Annotated in this window: 22 protein-coding genes; 15 read left to right on the top strand and 7 right to left on the bottom strand. The window is 62.8% G+C overall.

The features are described 5' to 3' along the window. Positions 1–266: 266 nt before the first annotated feature. Positions 267–782 (bottom strand): hypothetical protein, encoded by a 516-nt coding sequence (locus tag AC6IZO_RS10895; protein WP_497804823.1) that lies wholly within the window; start codon positions 780–782, stop codon positions 267–269. An 823-nt stretch (positions 783–1,605) separates the two neighbouring features. Between AC6IZO_RS10895 and hfq the strand changes: the two genes are divergently transcribed. From hfq to AC6IZO_RS10835, 12 genes are all read left to right on the top strand, one after another. Then, positions 1,606–1,938, top strand: coding sequence for an RNA chaperone Hfq (gene hfq / locus AC6IZO_RS10890; RefSeq protein ID WP_497804822.1), 333 nt, complete (start codon positions 1,606–1,608; stop codon positions 1,936–1,938). Positions 1,939–1,989: 51 nt separating this feature from the next. Then, complete coding sequence (gene hflX, locus AC6IZO_RS10885) at positions 1,990–3,453, top strand: GTPase HflX (protein ID WP_497804821.1); 1,464 nt, start codon at positions 1,990–1,992, stop codon at positions 3,451–3,453. Positions 3,454–3,580: 127 nt separating this feature from the next. Further along, a complete protein-coding gene (locus tag AC6IZO_RS10880; RefSeq protein WP_497804820.1) occupies positions 3,581–4,360 on the top strand; it encodes an SGNH/GDSL hydrolase family protein in 780 nt (259 codons plus the stop codon). Positions 4,361–4,382: 22 nt separating this feature from the next. Next, complete coding sequence (locus tag AC6IZO_RS10875) at positions 4,383–5,354, top strand: MBL fold metallo-hydrolase (RefSeq protein WP_497804819.1); 972 nt, start codon at positions 4,383–4,385, stop codon at positions 5,352–5,354. A 415-nt stretch (positions 5,355–5,769) separates the two neighbouring features. Continuing rightward, entirely contained in the window at positions 5,770–6,246 is a 477-nt protein-coding gene (locus tag AC6IZO_RS10870; RefSeq protein WP_497804818.1) for a F0F1 ATP synthase subunit B, read from the top strand. Between the two features lies 1 nt (position 6,247). Then, complete coding sequence (locus AC6IZO_RS10865; RefSeq protein WP_497804817.1) at positions 6,248–7,003, top strand: F0F1 ATP synthase subunit B; 756 nt, start codon at positions 6,248–6,250, stop codon at positions 7,001–7,003. Then, positions 7,003–7,545 carry an ATP synthase F1 subunit delta gene (gene atpH, locus AC6IZO_RS10860; RefSeq protein WP_497804816.1) on the top strand — a complete coding sequence of 181 codons (543 nt, stop codon included), beginning with the start codon at positions 7,003–7,005 and terminating at the stop codon, positions 7,543–7,545. The genes AC6IZO_RS10865 and atpH overlap by 1 nt, the downstream gene beginning before the upstream one ends. Before the next feature lie 103 nt (positions 7,546–7,648). Beyond that, positions 7,649–9,181, top strand: a complete 1,533-nt coding sequence (gene atpA, locus AC6IZO_RS10855; protein WP_497804815.1) for a F0F1 ATP synthase subunit alpha — start codon at positions 7,649–7,651, stop codon at positions 9,179–9,181. Between the two features lie 13 nt (positions 9,182–9,194). Beyond that, positions 9,195–10,229 (top strand): ATP synthase F1 subunit gamma, encoded by a 1,035-nt coding sequence (atpG, locus tag AC6IZO_RS10850; protein WP_497804814.1) that lies wholly within the window; start codon positions 9,195–9,197, stop codon positions 10,227–10,229. Between the two features lie 88 nt (positions 10,230–10,317). Further along, the gene (gene atpD / locus AC6IZO_RS10845) at positions 10,318–11,760 is read left to right on the top strand and encodes a F0F1 ATP synthase subunit beta (protein WP_497804813.1); all 1,443 of its coding nucleotides are present in this window, start codon (positions 10,318–10,320) and stop codon (positions 11,758–11,760) included. A gap of 138 nt (positions 11,761–11,898) precedes the next feature. Further along, positions 11,899–12,318: a F0F1 ATP synthase subunit epsilon gene (locus tag AC6IZO_RS10840; protein WP_497804812.1), complete on the top strand. Its 420-nt coding sequence runs from the start codon at positions 11,899–11,901 to the stop codon at positions 12,316–12,318. 145 nt (positions 12,319–12,463) lie between these two features. Then, positions 12,464–13,747, top strand: coding sequence for an alkaline phosphatase family protein (locus tag AC6IZO_RS10835; RefSeq protein WP_497804811.1), 1,284 nt, complete (start codon positions 12,464–12,466; stop codon positions 13,745–13,747). Between the two features lie 286 nt (positions 13,748–14,033). On the opposite strand, the gene serS is transcribed toward AC6IZO_RS10835, so the two are convergent. Continuing rightward, the gene (serS, locus tag AC6IZO_RS10830) at positions 14,034–15,356 is read right to left on the bottom strand and encodes a serine--tRNA ligase (protein WP_497804810.1); all 1,323 of its coding nucleotides are present in this window, start codon (positions 15,354–15,356) and stop codon (positions 14,034–14,036) included. 190 nt (positions 15,357–15,546) lie between these two features. Between serS and AC6IZO_RS10825 the strand changes: the two genes are divergently transcribed. Together AC6IZO_RS10825 and AC6IZO_RS10820 are read left to right on the top strand one after the other, a co-directional pair. Then, a complete protein-coding gene (locus tag AC6IZO_RS10825; RefSeq protein WP_497804809.1) occupies positions 15,547–17,205 on the top strand; it encodes an alkaline phosphatase family protein in 1,659 nt (552 codons plus the stop codon). Then, on the top strand, positions 17,202–18,206 hold the full coding sequence (locus tag AC6IZO_RS10820; RefSeq protein ID WP_497804808.1) for a dihydroorotate dehydrogenase: 1,005 nt from the start codon (positions 17,202–17,204) through the stop codon (positions 18,204–18,206). The genes AC6IZO_RS10825 and AC6IZO_RS10820 overlap by 4 nt, the downstream gene beginning before the upstream one ends. 205 nt (positions 18,207–18,411) lie before the next feature. On the opposite strand, the gene AC6IZO_RS10815 is transcribed toward AC6IZO_RS10820, so the two are convergent. The 4 genes from AC6IZO_RS10815 to AC6IZO_RS10800 form a co-directional block, all read right to left on the bottom strand. Then, positions 18,412–18,852: a hypothetical protein gene (locus AC6IZO_RS10815; protein WP_497804807.1), complete on the bottom strand. Its 441-nt coding sequence runs from the start codon at positions 18,850–18,852 to the stop codon at positions 18,412–18,414. 6 nt (positions 18,853–18,858) lie between these two features. Further along, on the bottom strand, positions 18,859–19,662 hold the full coding sequence (locus AC6IZO_RS10810) for an MBL fold metallo-hydrolase (RefSeq protein WP_497804806.1): 804 nt from the start codon (positions 19,660–19,662) through the stop codon (positions 18,859–18,861). Positions 19,663–19,725: 63 nt separating this feature from the next. Beyond that, positions 19,726–20,466 carry a DUF4197 domain-containing protein gene (locus AC6IZO_RS10805; protein WP_497804805.1) on the bottom strand — a complete coding sequence of 247 codons (741 nt, stop codon included), beginning with the start codon at positions 20,464–20,466 and terminating at the stop codon, positions 19,726–19,728. A 39-nt stretch (positions 20,467–20,505) separates the two neighbouring features. After that, positions 20,506–20,880 (bottom strand): hypothetical protein, encoded by a 375-nt coding sequence (locus tag AC6IZO_RS10800; protein WP_497804804.1) that lies wholly within the window; start codon positions 20,878–20,880, stop codon positions 20,506–20,508. 62 nt (positions 20,881–20,942) lie between these two features. Here AC6IZO_RS10800 and AC6IZO_RS10795 point away from each other — a divergent pair, with 62 nt between their 5' ends. Then, positions 20,943–21,395 carry a hypothetical protein gene (locus AC6IZO_RS10795; protein ID WP_497804803.1) on the top strand — a complete coding sequence of 151 codons (453 nt, stop codon included), beginning with the start codon at positions 20,943–20,945 and terminating at the stop codon, positions 21,393–21,395. 9 nt (positions 21,396–21,404) lie between these two features. Here AC6IZO_RS10795 and AC6IZO_RS10790 read toward each other — a convergent pair whose 3' ends face one another. Further along, the gene (locus tag AC6IZO_RS10790; RefSeq protein WP_497804802.1) at positions 21,405–22,253 is read right to left on the bottom strand and encodes a 3-hydroxybutyryl-CoA dehydrogenase; all 849 of its coding nucleotides are present in this window, start codon (positions 22,251–22,253) and stop codon (positions 21,405–21,407) included. Between the last annotated feature and the right edge of the window lie 94 nt (positions 22,254–22,347).

Here is a 22,347-nt window from a genome sequence, read left to right as displayed (position 1 = left end):
CTTCTCTGGACAACGAACAGAGTGTTGTCCAGGCCACGCGCCGTGAAACTGCTGACTACCCCACCCTCTCGCTCCGCGAGAAGGATGGGGCACCCGAAACATTCATTTCCGAAAGGCTGCGCCACCCGCCACTCCTAAACACAACGACCGTCCTCCACAGGGCGACCGTCGCTTCGATTCGCTGCAAAAGGGAGAACCGGCGGGGACCTGTCACCCATACTCCCCGTGCAGAGCACGAATAGAACTCAATCGCGAAACTGGCTTCGCTATTCCACGTCCATATTCGACAGGGCGCTGCGAACACGGTCGTCCAGTAACTCATTACCGCTGGGAACCAAGCCCTCCAGAATCTGCCTTACTGGTAGCTCTTCGAATTCGGATTCTAGTGGCCCTTCGCGTGAGAAATAGAGTCCATCAACATTCGCAACGGCAGCATACAGAACAGGAAACCGTCCACGCATCTCGGGACTTTTAATCAAGTCCACCAAGAGTCGAAGCGCCTTCTGGCTGCGGGTTGAACCTAATACGGATGCAGCTGAAGAGAGGATTTCGTCCTTCTCTTCGGGTAACAATACGGTACCGACCCGAAGGACGACCTCCGCCTCCTCTGCATTCGACATCTCCGAGCTGGCGTGCTCGTCTGCCGGACACTTCCCGGTAAGATCGATCCGGTATCGCCTCTCGATGAGTAAGGCAAGTTCCAAGAAAGCGGCTTCCCGTTGTTGCTGCGGAAACTGTCTGGAACATGCAGTACCTAACAAAGCTTCTATCTTTTCCTGCATTTTTCTCGCTCCATCAGTAACGCAAGTTCCAGCCGCTCAGATTATCAACATCGATTCGGTACTGATACCCACTACGATCTCGCCCGCCGGTAATCTCCTGAAGGAACGAGGCGGGTGGCGCACCCTTTCGTTGTGTACTCATCGTTCATAGTTCTTCGGGTGCCCCATCCTTCTCGCGAAGCGAGAGGGTGGGGGTGTTGACTCCACGAACACGAAGCACCAAACCCATCCGTCCTCTTCGTCTCGCCGTCCACTCCGACTCGATCTCAACTACTCCATCAATCCCTGTCGCATAGTGTCGAAAGCTGGCGATTGCCCGTTCAAGCCTTCCTTGGGCTTTTGGGGGCGTTCTGCTTGTGCGCCCGGAATCGATTTCTCCGCACACCATGACAGCCCCGAAGCATCGTCACAGCGTAGTGCACCAGCAAATTCAACGCGAATGAATTGTGGATGGACGGGAAGGGCTAAATCCCCGGCCGCGACGGATTCCGCCCTCGCCCGTCCAACGCTATGACTGCGGGCCTGAGCATGGCCCGAACGCGGAATTTTGTCCGGCGGTCTGTCATCAGGATGCAACATGGCTGTGGCAGGCTTGGAAGGCCGGGCTGGGGCTCGTATCTTCCCGAATTTGTGCCACTTTACAGGCCCTTCCGGGGTGCCCGCAGAATTCGCTGCAAGCAGGTTGAAATCTGGTGTGGCGAGGACGTATCGTAGTGCAATCCGGAATAGCAGTGTTTTGTCCGGATGGAGTAAGCGCGATTTTGCAAGCGCTGGCAGGCAGTACGGTTGGCTGTGGTTTGAACTACGAAGGAGAAATTAAGCGATGGATAACAAACCGGCACAGAACATTCAAGATTCCTTCCTTAACACTGCCAGAAAAGACAAAGCTGTCATCACCATCTATTTGCTCAGCGGTGTGAAGCTGTCCGGTCGCATCCGCTCCTTTGATAAGTATTCGGTCGTGCTGGAGACGAACAACCAGGAACAGTTGATTTTCAAGCACGCCATTTCTACTGTGGTGATGGCACGGGCTGCGCATCCAGAGCGCAGCATGATGCAATCGCACGCACCCGCAGCAACTCCGGCACCCACAGCGGCAGCCCCGGCGGCTCCGGCCGCACCGGCTCCCGCAACCGGAACCACGACGCAGGGGTGAGCCATCCCCAGCCGCCGCGATAAGGACGAACTTTCGCGCCGGTTCTCTCCCATGGAACGCGCGCTGGGAGAACCGGAAACAGCCTTTCTTGTAGGCGTGGAGTTCCGCAGCCGTCCGCAACGCAATGCGACGGGCGGCTCGGACTCCGGCGCAGAGGCCGCGTCGGCTTCTGTTCGCGCATCCTCCTCCCGTACATCTCAAGCCCAGGCGGTTCCGCCCGCAGCGCGCCAGGCGCGCTCGGCGGCCACCACGCCGCGTGCCGCCGCAGACGAAGACACCATTCCGTTCGACGCCGAGGAGAGCCTGGCCGAACTGAAAGAGCTGGCCACCAGCGCCGGAGCCAAGGTTGTAGGCACGCTGATGCAGCGGCGCGACCGCCCTGACGCCGCCACGTTGATTGGCAGCGGCAAGCTGGAGGAACTGGAAGGCATCATCGCCTCCACCGGCGCCGAGCTGGTCATCTTCGACCATGAGCTGACGCCCTCGCAGCTCCGCAACCTGGAGCGCACGCTGAAGGCGCGCGTGCTCGACCGCACGCAGCTCATTCTCGACATTTTTGCCCGCCACGCCCGCACCCGCGAAGGCCAGTTGCAGGTGGAGCTGGCGCAGCTTGAGTACATGCTGCCGCGCCTGGCCGGACGCGGCAAGGAGATGTCGCAGACCGGCGGCGGCATCGGTACCCGAGGCCCCGGCGAAACTCAGCTTGAAACCGACCGCCGCAAAATCTATCGCCGCATCCGCCACGTCAAGGAGCAGTTGGAGGACGTGCGCCGAATCCGCCAGCAGCAGCGCCAGCGGCGCGAGAGCGTGCCGGTGGAGGTGGTGGCGCTGGTCGGCTATACCAATGCCGGCAAGAGCACGCTGTTCAACCGCCTGACGCGCGCCGGCGTGCTGGAAAGCTCGCGCATGTTCGCCACCCTCGATCCGACGTTGCGTGGCCTGCGCCTGCCCAGCAAGCGCGAGGTGCTGCTGTCGGACACCGTGGGTTTCATCCGCCACCTGCCGCACACGCTGGTTTCGGCCTTCCGCGCCACGCTTGAAGAGGTGCAGCGCGCCTCGCTGCTGCTGCACGTGACCGACGCCACCAGCCCCACGGCGCATGAGCAGATGGCGCAGGTGGAGAGCGTGCTGCGTGAACTCGAAGTGGGCAACAAACCGTGCCTGCACGTAATGAACAAGATCGACCGGCTGCCCGAGCCCAAGCGTGCCGCGCTCAATGACGATGCGACGACCGTCCACATTTCAGCCGCCACAGGCGAGCGCATGGACGCGCTGCTGGAGGCCATTGATCGCCACCTGCAGCAGGACCCGATCCGCAAGGCCCGCCTGAAGGTGCCGCAGTCGGAGGGCAAGGCGCTGGCCTCGCTGGAGGCGCACGCGCGCATCCTCGCGCGTGAATACGCGGAGGGCGATGTGCTGCTCTCGGTGGAAGCGCCGGAGTCGCTCCTGCGGCGGCTGGCAGCCTTCATCCTGCCGGAGAAGAAGAAGCGCACCCGCAGCAAGACCTCAGCGTAATTGGCCGCAATAACACTCGGCGCGGCGTGCTGCACAGTTTCCCCTGTAACATCGGCGGCTTACAATGTCTGCCACCAAATCAGTCCTCGGAATTTCGATGCGCAACGCGCTTTGGGGGAGAAGATTCATGATGCGCAACGCCGTGCTGTTGCTGGCCTTGTCGATGCAATTCTGCTTGGGAGCGTTTGCGCAGAGCGCGGCCGCGCCTGCTCCGGTGGAAGAGACCGCGCGCCGCCACCTTGCGGAGTGGCGAGCCTCTCGAACGGGGCTGGCCGACGATTGGGGTGAACTGGTCCGATATCGCGAGGCCAACGCCAAACTGCTCGCGCAGCCGTTGGATAAGAATCGCGTCGTCTTCTTCGGCGACTCGATCACCGACGGGTGGCCCATCGCCGAGTCCTTCCCCGGCAAGCCCTATGTCGGGCGCGGCATCAGCGGGCAAACCACCTCGCAGATGCTGGTGCGCTTTCAGCAGGACGTCATCGCCCTGAAGCCGCGCGCGGTCGTCATTTTGGCCGGTACCAATGACATTGCGGGCAACACCGGCCCCATTCGCAACGAGGACATTGAAGCCAACTTCGCCTCCATGGCGGAGCTGGCGCACGCCAGCGGCATCCACGTGCTGATTGCTTCGATTACGCCGGTGCACAACTACACGGAGGCTTCGCAGGAGTACTTTGCCACCCGCCCGATGGCGCGCATTGTCGCGCTGAACAAATGGCTCAGAGCCTTTTGCGCCCGCCGCGGCATCCCATACCTGGACTACTATTCCGCGATGGTGGACGCCGATGGCAAGATGCGTCGCGAGCTGGCCGGCGATGGCCTGCATCCCAACGCTGCCGGTTACGCCATCATGAACCGCATGGTTTCCGCTGCGCTGCGCAAGCCCGCGTCCAAGCTGAAATAGCCGCAAGATTCTGGAGGGGAATGTGAATCGTCGTGAGTTGCTGAAGGGAGCCGCCGTGGCGGCTGTGGTTTACGGTGTGCCGCTGAGCCTGCTCAGCCAGTTGAGCTTTGCCGAGGAGCCGGAATTTATTCGCAAAGCAAACGAGGCGTGGGCCAAGGCCGAGATCAAGGTCACGCCCGTGGTCGAAGGGCTGTGGATGATCTCCGGCATTGGCGGCAACATCGGGGTCTTCCACGCCGGCAAGGAGACGATTGTCATTGACGCCGGGGCGCACGTCCGCACTGCCGACGTGTTGGCGAAGATTGCATCATTCGGCGTACCCGCGCCCCGGACGCTGGTGAACACGCACTACCACTTCGACCACGTGGACGGCAACGCGAACTTCGCCAAGGCCGGTTGCCTCATCGTAGCCCATGAGAACACGCGCAAGCGCCTCAGTACCGAGCAGCGGCTGGCATTCAGCGGTGCGCCGCGCGTGATGCCGCCGTGGCCGGAAGCGGCCTGGCCGAAGAAGACCTTTGCGCACGAACTGAAGCTGGCCTCCGGCGACCCCTTGCGGCTTGAGCACGTTGCCGACGCGCATACCGACACTGACATCTTTGCCGTCTTTGAAAAGCACAACGCCATACACAGCGGCGACCTGGTCTTCAACGGCCTCTATCCGGTCATCGATTTTGGCGCGAAGGGCTGGATCGGCGGCATGGCCTCGGCCGCGCAGAAGATCGTGGACTTGGCGAAGTCGGACACGAAGATCATCCCCGGCCACGGCCCGCTGGCCTCCAAGGCCGATGTGCAGGCCTTCGCCGACATGATGAAGACCCTGCACGAGCGGCTGGCCAAGCAAATGGACAAAGGCGCAACCGTTGCCGAGGCCGTCGCCGCCAAGCCTTCCGCCGATCTCGATGGCAAGTGGGGGCATGGCATGTTCACCGGCGACCAGTTCATCGAAATGGCTTACAAGGGCCTGCTGCGCCACCACGGCAAAACTGTTTAGCCGCGTCGCTCCGAGCAAGCTCCTGGAACAAGACTCTGACCCGCTACGGCGGGTCATTTCTTTTGCATTCTGATTGCGGAGTGGAGGCGGAGGACGCGGAGCGAGGTGTGGCTTGAAAAACTTCGGTAACTAAAGAATGGCGGGAAACTAAAATGGGCTTACCGGCAAGAAGCGGTGACATTTCCTTGCCCGCAAGCCCATTCGATCCGGATGGATCGGAGGTGATGCGTAAATCGTAGCGCCGGCGGAAGCGAAGTCAAGCAAAATGCTTGATTTTTGCGGCGTCTTGTCCCAAGCTAGATTCGATGCCATCCGGGGGGCTGGGGACGCTTTTCATTGACACGTCCGTTTTTGGAATGCTAGTTTTGGATGTTCCTGAACCCCTCAATCCGCAGGTCTCAAAAGCAAAAAAGGAATGGACCAGACCCTTAAACAGGTAGCCGAATTATTGCTCGGAGCCGTCCCCACGGTTGTGCTCCTGCTGTTGCTGTACGCCATCTATCACAAGCTGGTGCACAAGCCGCTGGAAGCGATTCTGGCAGAACGGCATGATCGCACGGAAGGCGCTGTCGAGCGCGCGCGCACGGACATTGCCGCTGCAGAAGCCAAGGCGCAGGAGTACGAAGAGCGCCTGCGTGATGCCAAGGCCACGATCTTCAAGTCGCTGGAAGCGCGCCGCGGTAAGGCGCAGCAGGCCCGCACGGAAGCCGTCGCCAAGGCTCGCGTCAACGCCGATCAGCAGGTAAAGGCCGCGCGTCAGCAGTTGACGCAGGAAGTTGAGACCGCCAAGGTTTCACTCAGCGCCGAGGCCGAGCGTCTCTCCAACGAAATTCTCCGCACCATTCTGCAGCCCGCCGGTGCGGGCCAAGCCCCGGCGGCAGGCGGAAATTAGAATGATTCGAACACTCCGCAATTTTCTGCTTGTTCTGGCGCTGACGACTGCGTTTGGCGCCTGTCTCGCCGTAGCCCAGGAAAACAGCTCCGCACAGGCTCCCGCCGCCACTGCTGCACAGCCGGCCCAGCCGGCAGGTGCCGTGGCCGCCGCTCCGGCGCCGGAAGCCCAGACGGCTGCCGCGCAGCCGGAAGGCAAGAAGGAAGAAGAGGGCGAAGAGCACGCCGACCTGAAGTACAACAAGGTCGTGATGTGGCTGGCGCACTCCACCGGCATGTCGCGTGAAGCGGCCTACTGGTCCTTTGTGGTGCTGAACTTCCTGATTCTGGCCGGCGCTATCTGGTTCATGCTGCGTTCGGCGGTACCGGCTGCGATGAAAGCCCGCACGGCCGCCATCCAGAAAGATTTGGAAGAAGCCCGCAAGGCCAGCGTGGATGCTGCCGCCCGTCTTGGCGAGATTGAAGCCCGCCTGAGTAAGCTCGACGGTGAAGTGGCCTCGATTCGCGCCGCTGCCGAAGCCGATTTCAGCGGCGAAGAGCAGCGCATTCAGCAGGCCGCCGAAGAGGACGCCAAGCGTGTGGTGGAAGCCGCGCAGCAGGAGATTGCCACGGCGACCCGCACGGCCCAGCGTGACCTGAAGGCTTATGCCGCCGATCTGGCGGTCGGTCTGGCGGAAAAGAAGATCAAGGTGGACGCTGCAACCGATGAAGCGCTGGTGCGCGGATTCGTGAGCAAGCTCGGAAAGGACGGCAAGTAATGGCCAGTGTGATCAGCCGCTACGCCCGCGCCTTCGCCGACGTGGTGCTTGATGCCAAGCTGGATGCCTCCGCCGTGCAGGCGCAACTCGCTTCCATCGTGGATGTCTACGAGAGCAGCGACGACCTGCGCCGCGTCTGGGATGCACCTTCGGTTCCGGCCGCGCAGAAGCACGCGCTGCTGGATGCGATTCTGGCAAAGCTCGGCTCCGTGCCGCGCCAGTTGCGCAACTTCATCGCGGTGCTCATTGATCACGGCCGCATTGTTTCGCTGCCGCTGATTGCCAAGCAGTTCCGCGCCGAACTGAATCAGCGCCTGGGAATCGTGGAGGCCGAGGTGGTTTCGGCCCGCGCTCTTGGCGACGCCGAGCGTGCGGCGCTGGTGGCGCAGTTGACGGCGAAGCTGGGCAAGCAGGTTACAGCAAGTTATCAGGTGGATTCTTCGCTGCTGGGTGGCGCCACGGTGCGCGTCGGCAGCACGGTGTACGACGGCAGTGTGCGCGGCCAGTTGCAGCGCCTCCGCCAGGAGTTGGCAAGCGAGTAGTAAGCGGCAAGGGTTCCAACGGCCTCCGGCGCCGCGCGCTGGTGTGGCCGGCGCGCAAGCGCGGTTGTGAGATTTCAAAAAGTTCGTTTTTCGAGAACGGGATATGGCTCAGATCAAGGCAGACGAAATCACAAAGCTCATACGTGAGCAGATTGAAAACTACGAGTCGAAGATCACGGTCGATGAAATTGGCACCGTGATGTCGGTCGGCGACGGCATCGCCCGCATCCACGGCCTCGACAAGGTCATGGCCGGCGAGTTGCTTGATTTTCCGCATGGCATCAGCGGCCTGGCCATGAACCTGGAAGAAGACCAGGTCGGCTGCGTGCTTCTGGGTGAAGCCACGGAGATCAAGGAAGGCGACACGGTGAAGCGCACCGGCCGCATCATGAGCGTGCCGGTTGGCGACGCCATGATCGGACGCGTGGTCGACGCCCTCGGACGCGCCATCGATGACAAGGGATCGCTCAACACCACCGAGTTCAACCCGGTGGAGCGTTTGGCCCCCGGCGTCATTGACCGCCAGCCCGTGCGTGAGCCGATGGCCACCGGTTTGAAGGCCATTGACTCGATGATCCCGATCGGCCGCGGTCAGCGCGAGCTGATCATCGGCGACCGCCAGACGGGCAAGACCGCCATCGCGCTCGACACCATCATCAACAGCAAGGGCAAGGACCTGATCTGCGTCTACGTCGCCATCGGCCAGAAGCGTTCGACCGTGGCGCAGGTGGTCAAGACGCTGGAAGACAACGGCGCGATGGATTACACCATCGTGGTTGTGGCCAGCGCCAGCGACCCCGCCCCGATGCAGTATCTGGCTCCGTACTCCGGCACGGCCATCGCCGAGTACTTCCGCGATACCAAGCGCCACGCCCTGGTAATCTACGACGATTTGTCGAAGCACGCCGCGGCCTACCGCGAAATTTCGCTGTTGCTCCGCCGTCCGCCTGGCCGCGAAGCGTACCCGGGCGACGTGTTCTATCTTCACAGCCGCCTGCTGGAGCGCAGCTCGAAGCTGAATGACAAGCTGGGCGCCGGATCCATCACCTCGCTGCCGATCATTGAGACGCAGGCGGGCGATGTGTCGGCCTACATTCCGACCAACGTGATTTCGATCACCGACGGCCAGATCTTCCTGGAAGCCGATCTGTTCAACTCGGGCGTTCGCCCGGCTGTGAACGTCGGCATCTCGGTCAGCCGCGTCGGCTTCTCGGCCGCCATCAAGGCCATGAAGCAGGTGGGCAGCAGCCTGAAGCTGGAACTGGCGCAGTACCGCGAACTGGCGGCCTTTGCGCAATTCGGCAGCGACCTCGACAAGGCCACGCAGCAGCAGTTGAACCGCGGCGCGCGCCTGGTGGAGCTGCTGAAGCAGGACCAGTTTGAGCCGCTCTCGTTCGCCAAGCAGATTCTGGCGATCTACGCCGGCACCAACGGGCTCCTGGACGATCTGGAAGTCGCCGATGTGCGTCCGTTCGAAAAGGCGCTGTATGCCTACGTGGATACCGTTAACCCGGGCCTGATCAAGACGATCGAAGAGAAGAAGGCGCTGAACGACGAGATCAAGGCCGATATGAAGAAGACGATCGTGGACGCCAAGGAACGCTATATGGCTGACAAGACCGTCGCGGCCCACTAGTCAGGACTGAGCCATGGCGAACGTATTAGACATCAAACGCCGCATCCGCAGCGTGAAGAACACGCGGCAGATCACCAAGGCCATGAAGATGGTCTCGGCGGCGAAGTTGCGCAGAGCGCAGGAGCGCGCGTTGACCGCGCGCCCCTACGCGCAAATGCTCACCAACGTGCTCAAATCGCTGGTGCGCCGCGCCGACGTGGTGGACCCGGAGACGGGTGTGGCGCGTCATCCCATGCTGGAGGAGCGTCCGGAGCAGAACATCCTGCTCGTGGTCGTCACCGGCGACCGCGGACTGGCTGGCGCTTTCAACGCCAACATCCAGAAGGCCGCACTGCGGTTTCTGGCCAGCAAGAGCACGCGCAACATCGACATCGAGTGCGTGGGCCGCAAGGGACGCGAGTTCCTGCGCCGCCGCTTCCCATTCCAGGAGCCCAACGGCGAACGCCACGCGCGCGTCCGTGTGACGGGCGAGCACATGGGCCTGCTGCAGAAGCCGGATTACGCGCATTTGCACCAGTTCGTCGAGGGCATCATCGAGCGCTACACCAGCAACAAGATCGATGCCGTCTACGTGCTGTTCAACGAATTCAAGTCGGTCATTGCGCAGCGCCTCGTGGTGGAGCAGATCATGCCCATCACCGAGATTGGCGAGCGTGACCTGGAGCAGGTGGAAGAGTTGAGCCGCGAGGAACGCGAGCGTGCCGGCGAAGCCGCCGTCACCGCCGGTGTTTCGCTCGAGGCCCATGACACGCGTGAGATTGACGAGCACGCGCGCACCATCGCCAGCTCCGAGGTCGACTACATCTACGAGCAGTCTCCGCTGGAGCTGTTCCGCGCACTGCTGCCGCGCTACATTGGCGTGCAGTTGTACCGCGCCGTGCTGGAATCGACGGCGGCCGAACACGCCGCCCGCATGACGGCCATGGATTCAGCCAGCAACAACGCGAACGAGATGATCGATTCGCTGACGCTGAGCATGAACCGTGCCCGCCAGGCGAAGATCACCACGGAGATCATCGAGATCGTCAGCGGCGCTGCCGCACTGTAAAGATCAGCGGGCTGGCAAGCACTCGCGGCCCGCAAACAGTTTTTGATTTTTATCCGGGAACTGAGTACCGGGAACTGAGAACAAAGAGATGCCTGAAAACATTGGACACGTAATCCAGATCAGCGGACCCGCGGTGGACGTGCAGTACTCCGAGGCGGCGCTGCCCAGCATTTACACCGCGATTCGCGTCGTCGGCGACGGCTTTGTCACCCCGAAGCCGGTCAACGTCATCCTCGAAGTGCAGCAGCACCTCGGCGAAGGCCGCGTGCGCTGCGTCGCCATGGAACCCACCGAGGGCATGGTTCGCGGCATGAAGGCCATCGACCTCGGCGGCCCCATCAGCGTTCCGGTGGGCAAGGGCACGCTGGGCCGCGTTATGAACGTGGTCGGCGAGCCGGTCGACGAACTCGGCCCCATCGCCAGCGACAAGCGCCTGCCGATTCACCGCTCCGCTCCGTCGTTTGAAGAACAGTCGACCCGCGCCGAAATGTTCGAGACTGGCATCAAGGTCATCGACTTGATCCAGCCCTTCCTTAAGGGCGGCAAGATCGGCCTGTTCGGTGGCGCCGGCGTCGGCAAAACGGTCGTCATTCAGGAACTGATCAACAACGTGGCCAAGCAGCACGGCGGCTATTCGGTGTTTGCCGGCGTGGGCGAGCGTACCCGCGAGGGCAACGATCTGTGGCTGGAATTCAGCGAAGCCGGCGTTATCAAGCCGGGTGTGCCGGAAGAGTCAAAGGCCGCGCTGATCTACGGCCAGATGACCGAGCCTCCTGGAGCCCGTCTGCGCGTGGCGCTGACCGGCCTGACCGTGGCCGAGAACTTCCGCGACTCGGAAGGCGCTGACACGCTGCTGTTCATTGACAACATTTTCCGCTTCACCCAGGCCGGCTCGGAAGTTTCGACCCTGCTGGGCCGCATGCCTTCGGCCGTGGGTTACCAGCCGAACCTTGCGACCGAAATGGGCGAGTTGCAGGAGCGTATTACTTCGACCAAGAAGGGTTCGGTCACCTCGGTGCAGGCTATTTACGTGCCCGCCGACGATTTGACCGATCCGGCTCCGGCGACGACCTTCGCCCACCTGGACGCCACCACCGTGCTCAACCGCGCGCTGACCGAAATCGGCATCTACCCGGCCGTTGATCCGCTCGCCTCGACCTCGCGCATTCTCGATCCGCGCATCGTCGGCCAGGAGCACTACGACGTGGCCCAGCGCGTGAAGCGCACGCTGCAGACCTACAAGGACCTGCAGGACATCATCGCCATCCTCGGCATCGACGAACTTTCCGAAGACCAGAAGCTGATTGTGTCGCGCGCCCGCAAGATCCAGCGCTTCCTCTCGCAGCCCTTCCACGTGGCCGAGCAGTTCACCGGCTTCCAGGGCAAGTACGTGAAGGTCGAGGACACGGTCCGCAGCTTCAAGGAAATCGTCGACGGCAAGCACGACGACATCCCCGAGCAGGCCTTCTACATGAAGGGTTCCATCGAGGAAGTGCTTGAGACCGCCGAGAAGATGAAGGCAAACGCCTAGCCAGCGCCGCGGCCGGAGCGGCAATGTTCGCCGCGCATCCGGCTGCAGCACAGGCATCAGCGACCAGGACTCAGGAAACGGCGGCGCTCCGCACAAGGGCGCCGCTGAAAACTGGGAACCGAGAACTGGGAACGATTCATGGCAGATACTTTAGAACTCGAAATTGTCACTCCCGACAAGCTGGTGGTGAAGGCTCAGGTCGAGGAAGTGCAGGTTCCGGCCAAGCGCGGCTACCTCGGCGTGCTGCCGGGCCACGCGCCGCTCATCGCCGAGCTGGCGGTCGGTGAGGTCACTTACCGCGTCGGCAGCACCACCGAGGGCATCTCGCTCGCGTGGGGTTTTGCCGAGGTGCTTCCGCACAAGGTCACCATTCTGGCGGAAACCGCCGAGCGCGCCGCCGATATCGACGTGGAACGCGCGGAGAAGGCCAAGACGCGGGCCGAGAAGGCCCTGCACGAAGGCCAGTCCGCCGAGGACTACAACGAGGCCGCCGCGGCCTTGGAGCGCGCGGTTACGCGACTCAAGGTGGCTGGTACGGTCGAGGCGGAAAAGAAGTAGTTTCCACTGGGTTTCGGAGGCTCCGGGTGCGCCCGGGGCCTTTTCATTTTCACGCGGCAGTTACAGGCGCGGACTCCTGCGGAATACACTGGACCTGCAACGCATCATACGGAACACAGCGCCCGCACCGGGCGCGAGGTACTCCATGAACCACAGGTCTTCCCGCGCCGAACGCGTTCGCTCATTCAGCCTGCGACTCGTCCTCTTTCTCCTGCTGGTTGCCGCGTGCGCGGTTGCGCAGTCGGCACAGCCCCGTCCCACGCTGCTGCTCATCTCCATCGACGCCTTCCGTTACGACTATCCGGAGAAGGAGCACCCGAAAAACATTGAGGCCCTGATCGCCACGGGCACGCGGGCTGACGCGCTGATTCCGCAGTTTCCGCCCATCACGTTTCCGAACCACTACACCATCGTCACCGGACTGACGCCGGCACACCACGGCGTGGTGGACAACACCATGTTTGACGCCAAGCTGAACGCGCGCTTCCGCGCCAAGGACCACTTGCAGTTCACCGATGCGCGCTGGTGGGGCGGCGAGCCCATCTGGGTGACCGCCGAAAAGCAGGGCGTGAAGGCCGCGACCGTCTTCTGGCCCGGCTCGGAGGCGCCCATCGAGGGCGTGCGGCCCAGCCTGTGGCTGCCCTACGACAAGCACACCAGCAGCCACGACCGCGCGATGAAGATTCTTGAGTGGCTCGATCTGCCCGCCGAGAAGCGCCCCGCAATGCTGACCCTCTATTTCGACGAGGTCGATACCGCCGGGCACGACTTCGGACCGAACTCTCCGCAGTTGAAGCGGGCGGTGGCCAGTGTGGACGCCGCCATCGGCGAACTCATCGACGGGCTGAAAAAGCGCGGCCTGTATGACCAGATGAACCTGCTGCTGGTGAGCGACCACGGCATGGCCGAGACCAGTTGCGATCGCGTCGTCGACATCAGCTCGTTCATTGACCGCGCATGGGTGCTCGGCGCGCACAACGCGTTCGTCAGCCTCAATGTGCCGCCGGAGAAGCTGGCGGAAGTGGAAGCGAAGATTGCCGCGCAGCCGCACGTGCGCGTCTACCGCAAGGGAGAGATGTTGCCGCGCTGGGCCTACGCGGGCAATGACCGAATCCCCAACCTGTTTGTGCTGGCCGATGAAGGTTGGAGCGTGCTGGAGTTCCCGTTCAAATATCAGGGTCCCTGCACAAAGGGCGCGCATGGCTTCGATAACATGCTGCCCTCGCAGCACGGCGTCTTCATCGCGCATGGCCCGGCATTTCCGGCGGGCAAGCGCATTGCGGCCTTCGACAATGTGGATGTCTATCCGCTGATGACGCACCTGCTCGGCCTGCGCGCCGCCCCGAACGACGGCTCGCTCGCGCCGTTCACCAGCATCCTGAAAGAAGCGGCAGCGCCTTCTGCCACGCAGGTAAAGGCCGCGAACTGAGGTGTTCGTTTTTAGGGGAGCTCGCGACCCCGGGCCAACGCCAACAACTCGGGTGCCTCAGGTTCTCTCTGCGTCGGGTGCCCCAGGTTCGGCGCGCCCGTTGTTGGCGCGGCTAACCTGGGACGCATGTTGCCAGACCATTTTTGCTTAACCATGCGTGCCGCCTGATTGAATCGCATCGGCAATCTGGCTCAGAGGCAAACAAAAGCCCCGCATTCTCGCGGGGCTTCCATCTCTTCTTGTATTCAACTTGAAACTTGAAACCTAAAACTCGAAACTGTCTCTCTTACATCTTGCGGGGCACAATGCGGTCGGTGCCCATGTAAGGCCGCAGCGCCTCGGGGATGATGACGCTGCCGTCGGCCTGCTGGTAGTTTTCCATGATCGCCACCCAGGTGCGGCCAATGGCCAGTCCGCTGCCGTTGAGCGTGTGCACCAGCTCCGTGCCCTTCTTGCCCTCGGGGCGGTAGCGTATGTTGGCCCGCCGCGCCTGGAAGCTTTCGAAGTTCGAGCAGGAGGAGATTTCGCGGAACAGCCCCTGCCCCGGCAGCCAGACTTCAAGGTCGAAGGTCTTGGCCGAGCTGAAGCCCATGTCGCCGGTGGAGAGCAGCATGCGGCGGTAGTGCAGGCCCAGCTTTTCGAGCACGGCTTCGGCGTCGCGCGTCAGCTTCTCGTGCTCGGCGTAGCTCTCTTCCGGGCGCGCGAACTTCACAAGCTCCACCTTCTGGAACTGGTGCTGGCGGATGATGCCGCGAACGTCCTTGCCATAGCTGCCAGCCTCACTGCGCCAGCACGGGGTAAAGGCCGTCAACGAAACCGGCAACTGTGCCGCGTCCAGCGTCTCGTCGCGGTAGATGTTCGTGACCGGCACTTCGGCGGTCGGAATCAGGTACAGGTTGCGGTCGCCGTGCGGAACCTTGAACAGGTCTTCCTCGAACTTCGGCAGCTGGCCCGTGCCGTACATGGAATCGGCGTTCACCAGGTAGGGCGGCAGAACTTCGGTGTAGCCCTGCTCGCGGGTGTGCAGGTCGAGCATGAAGTTCATCAGCGCGCGTTCGAGCTTCGCGCCCATGTCCCAGTAGAGGGCAAAGCGCGCGCCCGTCAGCTTCACGGCGCGTTCCAGGTCGAGCACGCCAAGCTGTTCGCCCAGCTCCCAGTGCGGTTTTGGCGTAAAGTCAAACTTCGGCGGCGCGCCCCAGCGCTTCTGCTCCACGTTGGCGCTCTCGTCGCGGCCCACCGGCACGGAGTCGTGCGGCAGGTTGGGGATGGTCGTCAGGATCTTGCGCAACTCGGCGTCGGCCTCATCGCGCTTGGCCTCAAGGTCGGGAATCTTCGCCTTCAGCTCCGCCACCTCGGCGGTCATCGCGTCCAGTTCCGATTTCTGCTCGGGCGTGAGCGAACCCTTCTTGCTGGCGCCCATCAGCGGACCAATCTTCTTGCTTAACTCGTTGCGGCGGGCCAGCGCGGTTTCCAGCGCCTGCACCTCGGCGCGGCGCCGCTGGTCAATGGCGCGGAAATCCCCCAGAACCTCGTCGGGGTTTGCGCCGCGGGCGCGCAGTTTGTCCTCAACCACGGAAAAATGTTCACGTACGTAAGCCAGATCAAGCATGGTCGCCTTAGCTCCTCGAACCTTCTACTGTAACGGAAACAGGGCACCGATGAACAGGGTTGCGCTCGGGAGCCGCCTGAAATGCACGAATTTCCGGGCATCCGGAGGCCGCAGATTTCACCGCCCTGCAACACGCCGCCGCACTCTGCCATTTCATTCGGCGGGGCCGCTCCGCTACACTAGGAAGGCTATGAAGAAGCAGATTTCGCGCGCACTCCTTCTTTTCGTGGTCGTCCTGCTTGCTCCGCTCGCGGCCTTCGCTACCGCTTACGGGCAAAAGCCCAAGGTCGTCGTCATCGTGGTCATCGACCAGCTTCGCGGAGACCTTATCGAGCGTTACCACGACGAATTCGTCCCCGGCGGCTTCCGCCGCTTCATGGACGAAGGCGCCTGGTTCAGCACCTGCTATTACCAGTACGCGAACACGCGCACCGCTCCGGGCCACGCCACGCTCGGCACCGGCACCTATTCGCTCGGACACGGCATTTACAACAACGAGTGGTTCGACCCCAAGCTGAACCACATGGTCACCAGCGTGGACGATCAGGACACGACTGTGGTCGGCGCCAACGTTCAGGGCATCAGCGCCTCGCCGCACAACCTGATGTCCGACACAGTGGGCGATGAGTTGAAGCTCGCCACCGGCGGCCGCGCGCGCGTCTTCGGCATCTCGCTCAAAGACCGCGCCGCCATTCTGCCCTCCGGACACACGGCCAACGCCGCCTACTGGATCGACCACCAGAGCGGCCAGTGGATCACCTCCAGCTATTACATGAAGGACGCGCCCGCGTGGCTGCTGGCCTACAACGAGAACGGCGACCGCGCCAAGTCCCTGCTGAACAAGAGCTGGACCGGCTCCGATGGCAAGGAAGCCTTCAACACCACGCCGCAGGCCAAGTCGAATGGCCAGCTCGCGGGCTTTTATGACACGGTGGGCGCCACGCCCTACGCCAACGACTACATGATCGCCTTTGCCGAAGAGTTGATGGAGAAGGAAGGCGTGGGCACCGGCCCGGTCACCGACCTGGTCACCATCAGCTTCTCCTCGCACGACATTCTCGGCCACCGCAAGGGCCCGGACTCGAACGAAGAGCACGAGATGCTGCTCGCCTTCGACAAGCAGTTTGCCGCCTTCTTCGGCTGGCTGGACCAGAAATATGGCCGCGACAACGTGGTGCTGGCCTTCAGCGCCGACCACGGCATTGCGCCCGTGCCCGATTACTCCATCAAGCAGCGCATGCCGGCCTTCGCCTTCGACGGCAAGGACCTCGCCGCGCAGATCAACACCATGCTGGCCGCCAAGCTGAACGTCGCAAAGCCCGCCGCGGGCAAGAAGGCCGAAACGCCGAAGTACGTTGTCGGCTTCGACTATCCGCTGGCCTTCCTTGACGAGCACGCCTGGGAGAGCACCAAGCTCAGCGAGTCCGACGCCGAGAAGATGGTTGGCGAGATCATGAAGACGCTGGGCCTGCGCGGCTACGTCACGAAGTCGCAGCTGGCCAAGGCCGAGGTGCCGAACACGATCTTCACGCGCAAGTACCTGAACAGCTATTCGCCACTCGGAAGCTGGTACGTGATGGGCATGGCGCGGCCGTTCGTGATCGGCTACACCAGTGGCACCGATCACGAAATGCCGTACTCGTATGACAGCCACGTGCCGCTGGCCTTCTCTGGCAAAATCTTCCGTCCGGGCCAGTACCGCGAGACCGCCGAACCAGTGGATCTGGCGGTGACACTCAGCTCCGTGCTCGGCGTGAACGCGCCGGCCAGCGCCGTGGGACGCGTGCTCAACGAGGCATTTGTGGACGCGCCCGCGCCCGCGGCTCCCAACAAAGGAGTGGCGCAGTGAGCAAGAACAAGCAGAAGAAGCCGGAGACAGCCAGTGCCCCGGCGGCGGTGAAGGAGCAGCCGCGCAGCGTCAGTGACCGCGCCAACGCGCTCGATATGAGCGTGGAAGTCGGCCCGCTCAAGCTGCGCAACCCGGTCATGTCCGCCTCCGGCACCTTCGGCTACGGCATTGAGTTCGAGGACATCGTTTCGCTCGAGCGGCTCGGCGGCATCGTCTGCAAGGGGCTCTCGCGCGAGGCCATGCCCGGCAACCCGCCGCCGCGTTTGTATGAGACTGCGGCGGGCATGCTGAACGCCATCGGCCTGCAGAACATCGGCGCGCGCGCCTTTATCGAAGACAAGCTGCCGCTGCTGCGCAAGGCCACCACCACGCCCATCATCTGCAACGTCTATGGCTACTCGAACCCCGATTACGTCGAGGCCATACGCATTCTGAATGAGGGCGAGGGCATTGCCGCCTACGAGCTGAACGTGAGCTGCCCGAACGTGAAGTACGGCGGCATCGCCTTCGGACAGGACCCGGTGCTGCTGGAGCAGCTTGTGGCCGACGCGCGTAACGCCAGCACCCGTCCGCTGATCGTGAAGCTCTCGCCGAACGTCACCAGCATCGCGCGCATGGCCAAGTCCGCTGAGGACGCCGGTGCCGACGCCATCTCGCTGGTGAACACGTTCCTCGCCATGGCCATTGACCCGGAGACGCGCCGCCCGCGCATCTCCAACGTCACGGCTGGGCTGAGCGGCCCGTGCATCAAGCCCATTGCGCTACGTATGGTTTACGAGTGCTCCAAGACCGTCCGTATTCCGATCATCGGCATGGGCGGCATCTCCACGGCGGCCGATATCGTCGAGTTTTTGCTGGCGGGCGCCAGCGCCGTCGAGGTTGGCACCGCGAACTTCTGGGACCCGTGCGCCTGCGAGAAGCTGGTGGACGACCTCGAACACTGGTGCCTGAGCCACCGCGTCGACAAGGTAAGCTCACTCACCGGCGGGCTGATCGTCTAGCGCGGAGACTCCGTGCCTGCGCGAAGTGGAGTTGGGTGCGCGTTGAGCAGGTTGCTGCACCTCGCCTCGGACACTCTCCTCAACGCGTCATCCTGAGGAGCGCAGCGACGAAGTATCTGCTTGGGCATCCGGCGCGCACACTGCGCCACTGAAATACGAAGGGCACGGCCAAGGCCGTGCCCGTTTCACTTGAATGGTGGTTGTTCTATTCCTGCTCGATCTTCGCCCGCAGTTCTTCGGGGATGCGTTCGCGCAGGTTTTCCGGCAGGCGGTCGTGGATGCGGCGCGCGCCAATCAGCGCAGCGTCTTTCATCACCAGTGGCGCGGGCGTGGCAATGGCCACCAGCAGCCACAGCACCACGGAGACCAGGAAGCCAAGCACGGCGCCAATTTCAAACAGCAGCGCGTGGTGCGGGTTGAAGTGGTGTATGACGGCGAAGGCCAGCACAAAGACCACGGCCGAGACCGTCGCCAGCGCAATCAGCGCAATGTCGATGGTGCGATGCAGGCGCCGGCGCGAGCGGCAATGCGCACACTCGTCAAAGTGCGCTTCATAGTCCACCGCCATTTCCGGCGCAATGCCCGAAATGTCGTACCGCCAGCCGGCCAGAATCTTGCCGACCACGGGATCAATGCATTCTTGCATAGAGGCTTACAGTGTTATCGCCGGCAAGCACTCCTCCTGGCGGGCCAGGTGGAGATGGTTGCGCAATAACGTACGGCGTTCTCCCAGGGCGCGTTCGGCCGCTGCCCGCGCAATCTCCGGAAGGTTGTTGGCCTCCGAAAGATGCGCCAGAACCAGAAACGCTGCTTCTCCATCATAGTCTTGGGTTAGGAATTCCGCCAAGGCTTCGTTGGAGAGGTGTCCCACTCTGGACATGACGCGCTGTTTGACAGCCCACGGGTACGGCCCCACGCGCAGCATCTCCAGGTCGTGATTGCTCTCCATCAGCAGGCCGTGGCAGCCCTGCAGGGCCAACCGCACGTTCTGCGAAATGTAGCCGAGATCGGTGGCGTAGCCCAGCCGAATGCCCTCGGCGCGGAAGACGAAGCCGACCGGGTCGGCGGCGTCGTGCGGCGTGGTGAACGGCGTAATGTCCAGGTCGCCGATGGCGAACGCCTTGCCCGCCTCGAACAGTTCGAGACGTTCAGCCCGCACCGGGTTGCCTTGCGAATCCTTGGCCGAGCCCGCCCAAGCCGCGTGCGTTGCGCGCGTCATGTAGACCGGCAGCCGGAACTTCTTGGCCATCACGTGCAGGCCGCCGACGTGGTCGTTGTGCTCGTGGGTGATGACGATGCCGCTCAGTGACTCGGGCGCGATGTTCGATTCGCTCATCCGACGGCAGAGTTCGCGGCAGCTCAGGCCGCAGTCCACCAGCACGCGCGTGCGCGAGCTGGCAACCACGCTGGCGTTGCCCTTCGATCCACTGCCCAGAACTGTGATGCTGACACCCACGATTGGCAGGATACCGCGAGCGGGGCCGCAAGGGAAACCCCGCGGCCCATGCTCGAAATGGGGCTAACGGTTGCCGAAGACTTCCTTTAGCAGGGAAGTGGTGCGCGCCACGGGGTCTTTGCGGATCTTCGTCTCTTCCTGCCCGAGTTCGTAGAAGAGGCCGTCGAGCGTCTTGCTCACCACGTAATTCGTCAGGTCGAACTGTCCGGCCATTTGTGAGCCGCCGGGCGCCGCGGCCAGCATGGAGTTGTACTGCTTCACCACGCCCACCTTCGCCATCGACTGCTTCACGATCGGCGTAAATGTCCGCGTCAGGTCGGCCGAGCTTGTGCGCTTGAAGTAGTCGGTGGCGGCCGTGTCGCCGCCCGTCAGAATCTGCCGCGCATCGCTGAAGGTCATCTGCTTCAGCGCGCTGATGAAGATGGCCTTGGCCTGCGGCGCAGCCTGCTCGGCGGCGCGGTTCATGCCCACTTCCAACTCATCCACCTTGGAGCCCATGCCGACCATGCGCAGTCCGCTGCCCACGGTCTTCAGCTTCGGCGGAAGCAGGATGCGGATGGCTTCGTTCTTCAGGAAGCCGTCGACGCGGCCGGTGTGCGCCACGGCGTTGCCGGTGCTTACCTGCAGGGCTTCCTTCAGTCCGGCCACCACCTTGCTATCGCTCAGTCCGGAGCTTTGCTGCTGTTGTGTGCCGAGCTTCTGCTCGGCTTTCTTCATCAGGTCGCCGAGCTGCGCCTGCGCGCATGGAGCCAGCACGCACGCGCTCAGGATCACGGTTCCGAACAGCCGCTTGAAGTTTGTCATCGTCGTCTCTCCTGTTGGGCCAACTGCGAGAACGGAATGTTACTTTTCCTGAAACAGCGTGCGGATAACCCGCCGCATGAACGAGCCGCCGTACGAGCCGGCAAAGCCTGGCAGCATGATGAGCACCGAGCCAGCAATGGTGGCGCGCGTGTATTGCAGCAGCGGGTTGATCAGCGTGCCTGCAATCATGGTCAGTGGAACCGGCAGGCCCACCAGCAGCAGCCAGCGCCACGGACGCAGCGGCCGCGCCACGCCCAGTGCCATGGTGAAGGCCGTCACCGCCAGCGCCGTGAACAGCGGGTCGGCGACAAAGATTTGCAGCAGTCCGGCCAGCACGCCGCAGGCAAAGGCCAGCGGATAGAGCACAGCAAGTTTGGTATCAGGAAACGGTTGTGCGGCTTCGGTGGCGTTCACGGTAGGTTGCTCCCCGGCCCATTGTAACCAGCGCGGCCGCGCGCTGCGAGTACAATCCAAATATGAGGCGTGTCGTTCATCTCGGCGTGTTTGTTGTGTTCGCGGCCGCATTCTGCGCGGCGCAGAGCAAGCCATGCTCTCCGCCGTTGATGGACAAGGCCGAGAAGCTGGCAGGGCAGCTCCATGACTGGGACGCCATTCATCGCTACTACAAGCTCTACGACCGCTGCGACAGCGCCAGTGCCGACGCCAACCTCAGCAACTCCATCGCCAAGGTCTTTGCCAACCGCTGGGAGACCCTGCCGCATCTTGCCGAACTCGCGCACAATAAGGACTTCCTTGAGTTCGTGCTCTGGGGCGTGAACTCCTCCGACGATCGCCGCGATCTGGTGCGAATCCGCAACCACGCCCTGCGCCGCTGCCCGCGCGGGCAGCTCTCGCTGTGCAAGGACATTGCCGAGACTGCGCAGGACGCGCTCGACGACGCCGACGACGCACAGCCCACGCGGCTCTAGCGCCGAGCATCAATATTTGTAGAACCCCCGGCCGCTCTTGCGGCCCAGCCATCCAGCATCCACCATCTTGATCAGCAGCGGACACGGGCGGTACTTCGGATCGCCCATCCCGGCGTGCAGCACGCGCATAATGTCCAGGCAAACGTCGAGGCCGATAAAGTCGGCTAGCGTGAGCGGCCCCATGGGGTGCGCCATGCCGAGCTTGAAGACCTCATCGACAGCCTCTGCGGTGGCCACGCCTTCCATCACGGTGTACATCGCTTCGTTCAGCAGCGGCATCAACACGCGGTTGCTCACAAAGCCGGGCGCGTCGTTCACCTCCACCGGCGTCTTGTCGAGCTTCTCCGCCAGTTCCTTTACCGTGGCATAGGTTGCATCGCTCGTGGCCAGCCCGCGGATGACCTCCACCAGCTTCATCATCGGCACAGGGTTGAAGAAGTGCATGCCAATGATGCGGTCCGGGCGGTTGGTCTGCGCCGCAATCTTCGTGATCGAAATGGATGAGGTGTTGCTGGCCAGAATGACCTCGGGGCGGCAGAGCTGGTCGAGCGCGCGGAACATCTCGGCCTTGATCTCAAAGCGCTCGCTGGCGGCTTCCACCACAAAGTCGCAGGCCGCGATCTCTGTGCGGTCAAGCACGCCTTTGATGCGAGCCAAAGCCGCGTCGCGCTGCTCGGCTGTCAGCTTGCCCTTGGTCAGTTCGCGCTCAAGGTTCTTGCCAATGGTGGCCATTCCGCGGTCGAGGAAGCGCTGTTCCACCTCCAGCAGCACCACGTTGAAGCCGCTGCGCGCGAACACGTGCGCAATGCCGTTGCCCATGGTTCCGGCGCCGACGACGCCGACTGTCTCTATCGCCATACCGTTCTCCCCACGCTGGTTTGCGAAACGGAAAAGTGTAGCAGAAGGCTGCCGCGGCCCACAGGCCTTTCGCGTGTTCCATCCGTGGCGTGAT

It is taken from the genome of Oryzophilus luti, from assembly GCF_059726245.1.
Note: the sequence above shows the minus strand (reverse complement) of the source record. Positions and strands in the feature narration are given on the sequence as shown.

Excerpts from the sequence above, each read along its gene's own strand:
- AC6IZO_RS10895 (WP_497804823.1), bottom strand. The coding sequence starts at position 782 with ATGCAGGAAAAGATAGAAGCTTTGTTAGGTACTGCATGTTCCAGACAG.
- hfq (WP_497804822.1), top strand. The coding sequence starts at position 1,606 with ATGGATAACAAACCGGCACAGAACATTCAAGATTCCTTCCTTAACACT.
- hflX (WP_497804821.1), top strand. The coding sequence starts at position 1,990 with ATGGAACGCGCGCTGGGAGAACCGGAAACAGCCTTTCTTGTAGGCGTG.
- AC6IZO_RS10880 (WP_497804820.1), top strand. The coding sequence starts at position 3,581 with ATGATGCGCAACGCCGTGCTGTTGCTGGCCTTGTCGATGCAATTCTGC.
- AC6IZO_RS10870 (WP_497804818.1), top strand. The coding sequence starts at position 5,770 with ATGGACCAGACCCTTAAACAGGTAGCCGAATTATTGCTCGGAGCCGTC.
- AC6IZO_RS10865 (WP_497804817.1), top strand. The coding sequence starts at position 6,248 with ATGATTCGAACACTCCGCAATTTTCTGCTTGTTCTGGCGCTGACGACT.
- atpH (WP_497804816.1), top strand. The coding sequence starts at position 7,003 with ATGGCCAGTGTGATCAGCCGCTACGCCCGCGCCTTCGCCGACGTGGTG.
- atpA (WP_497804815.1), top strand. The coding sequence starts at position 7,649 with ATGGCTCAGATCAAGGCAGACGAAATCACAAAGCTCATACGTGAGCAG.
- atpG (WP_497804814.1), top strand. The coding sequence starts at position 9,195 with ATGGCGAACGTATTAGACATCAAACGCCGCATCCGCAGCGTGAAGAAC.
- atpD (WP_497804813.1), top strand. The coding sequence starts at position 10,318 with ATGCCTGAAAACATTGGACACGTAATCCAGATCAGCGGACCCGCGGTG.
- AC6IZO_RS10840 (WP_497804812.1), top strand. The coding sequence starts at position 11,899 with ATGGCAGATACTTTAGAACTCGAAATTGTCACTCCCGACAAGCTGGTG.
- AC6IZO_RS10835 (WP_497804811.1), top strand. The coding sequence starts at position 12,464 with ATGAACCACAGGTCTTCCCGCGCCGAACGCGTTCGCTCATTCAGCCTG.
- serS (WP_497804810.1), bottom strand. The coding sequence starts at position 15,356 with ATGCTTGATCTGGCTTACGTACGTGAACATTTTTCCGTGGTTGAGGAC.
- AC6IZO_RS10825 (WP_497804809.1), top strand. The coding sequence starts at position 15,547 with ATGAAGAAGCAGATTTCGCGCGCACTCCTTCTTTTCGTGGTCGTCCTG.
- AC6IZO_RS10815 (WP_497804807.1), bottom strand. The coding sequence starts at position 18,852 with ATGCAAGAATGCATTGATCCCGTGGTCGGCAAGATTCTGGCCGGCTGG.
- AC6IZO_RS10805 (WP_497804805.1), bottom strand. The coding sequence starts at position 20,466 with ATGACAAACTTCAAGCGGCTGTTCGGAACCGTGATCCTGAGCGCGTGC.
- AC6IZO_RS10795 (WP_497804803.1), top strand. The coding sequence starts at position 20,943 with ATGAGGCGTGTCGTTCATCTCGGCGTGTTTGTTGTGTTCGCGGCCGCA.
- AC6IZO_RS10790 (WP_497804802.1), bottom strand. The coding sequence starts at position 22,253 with ATGGCGATAGAGACAGTCGGCGTCGTCGGCGCCGGAACCATGGGCAAC.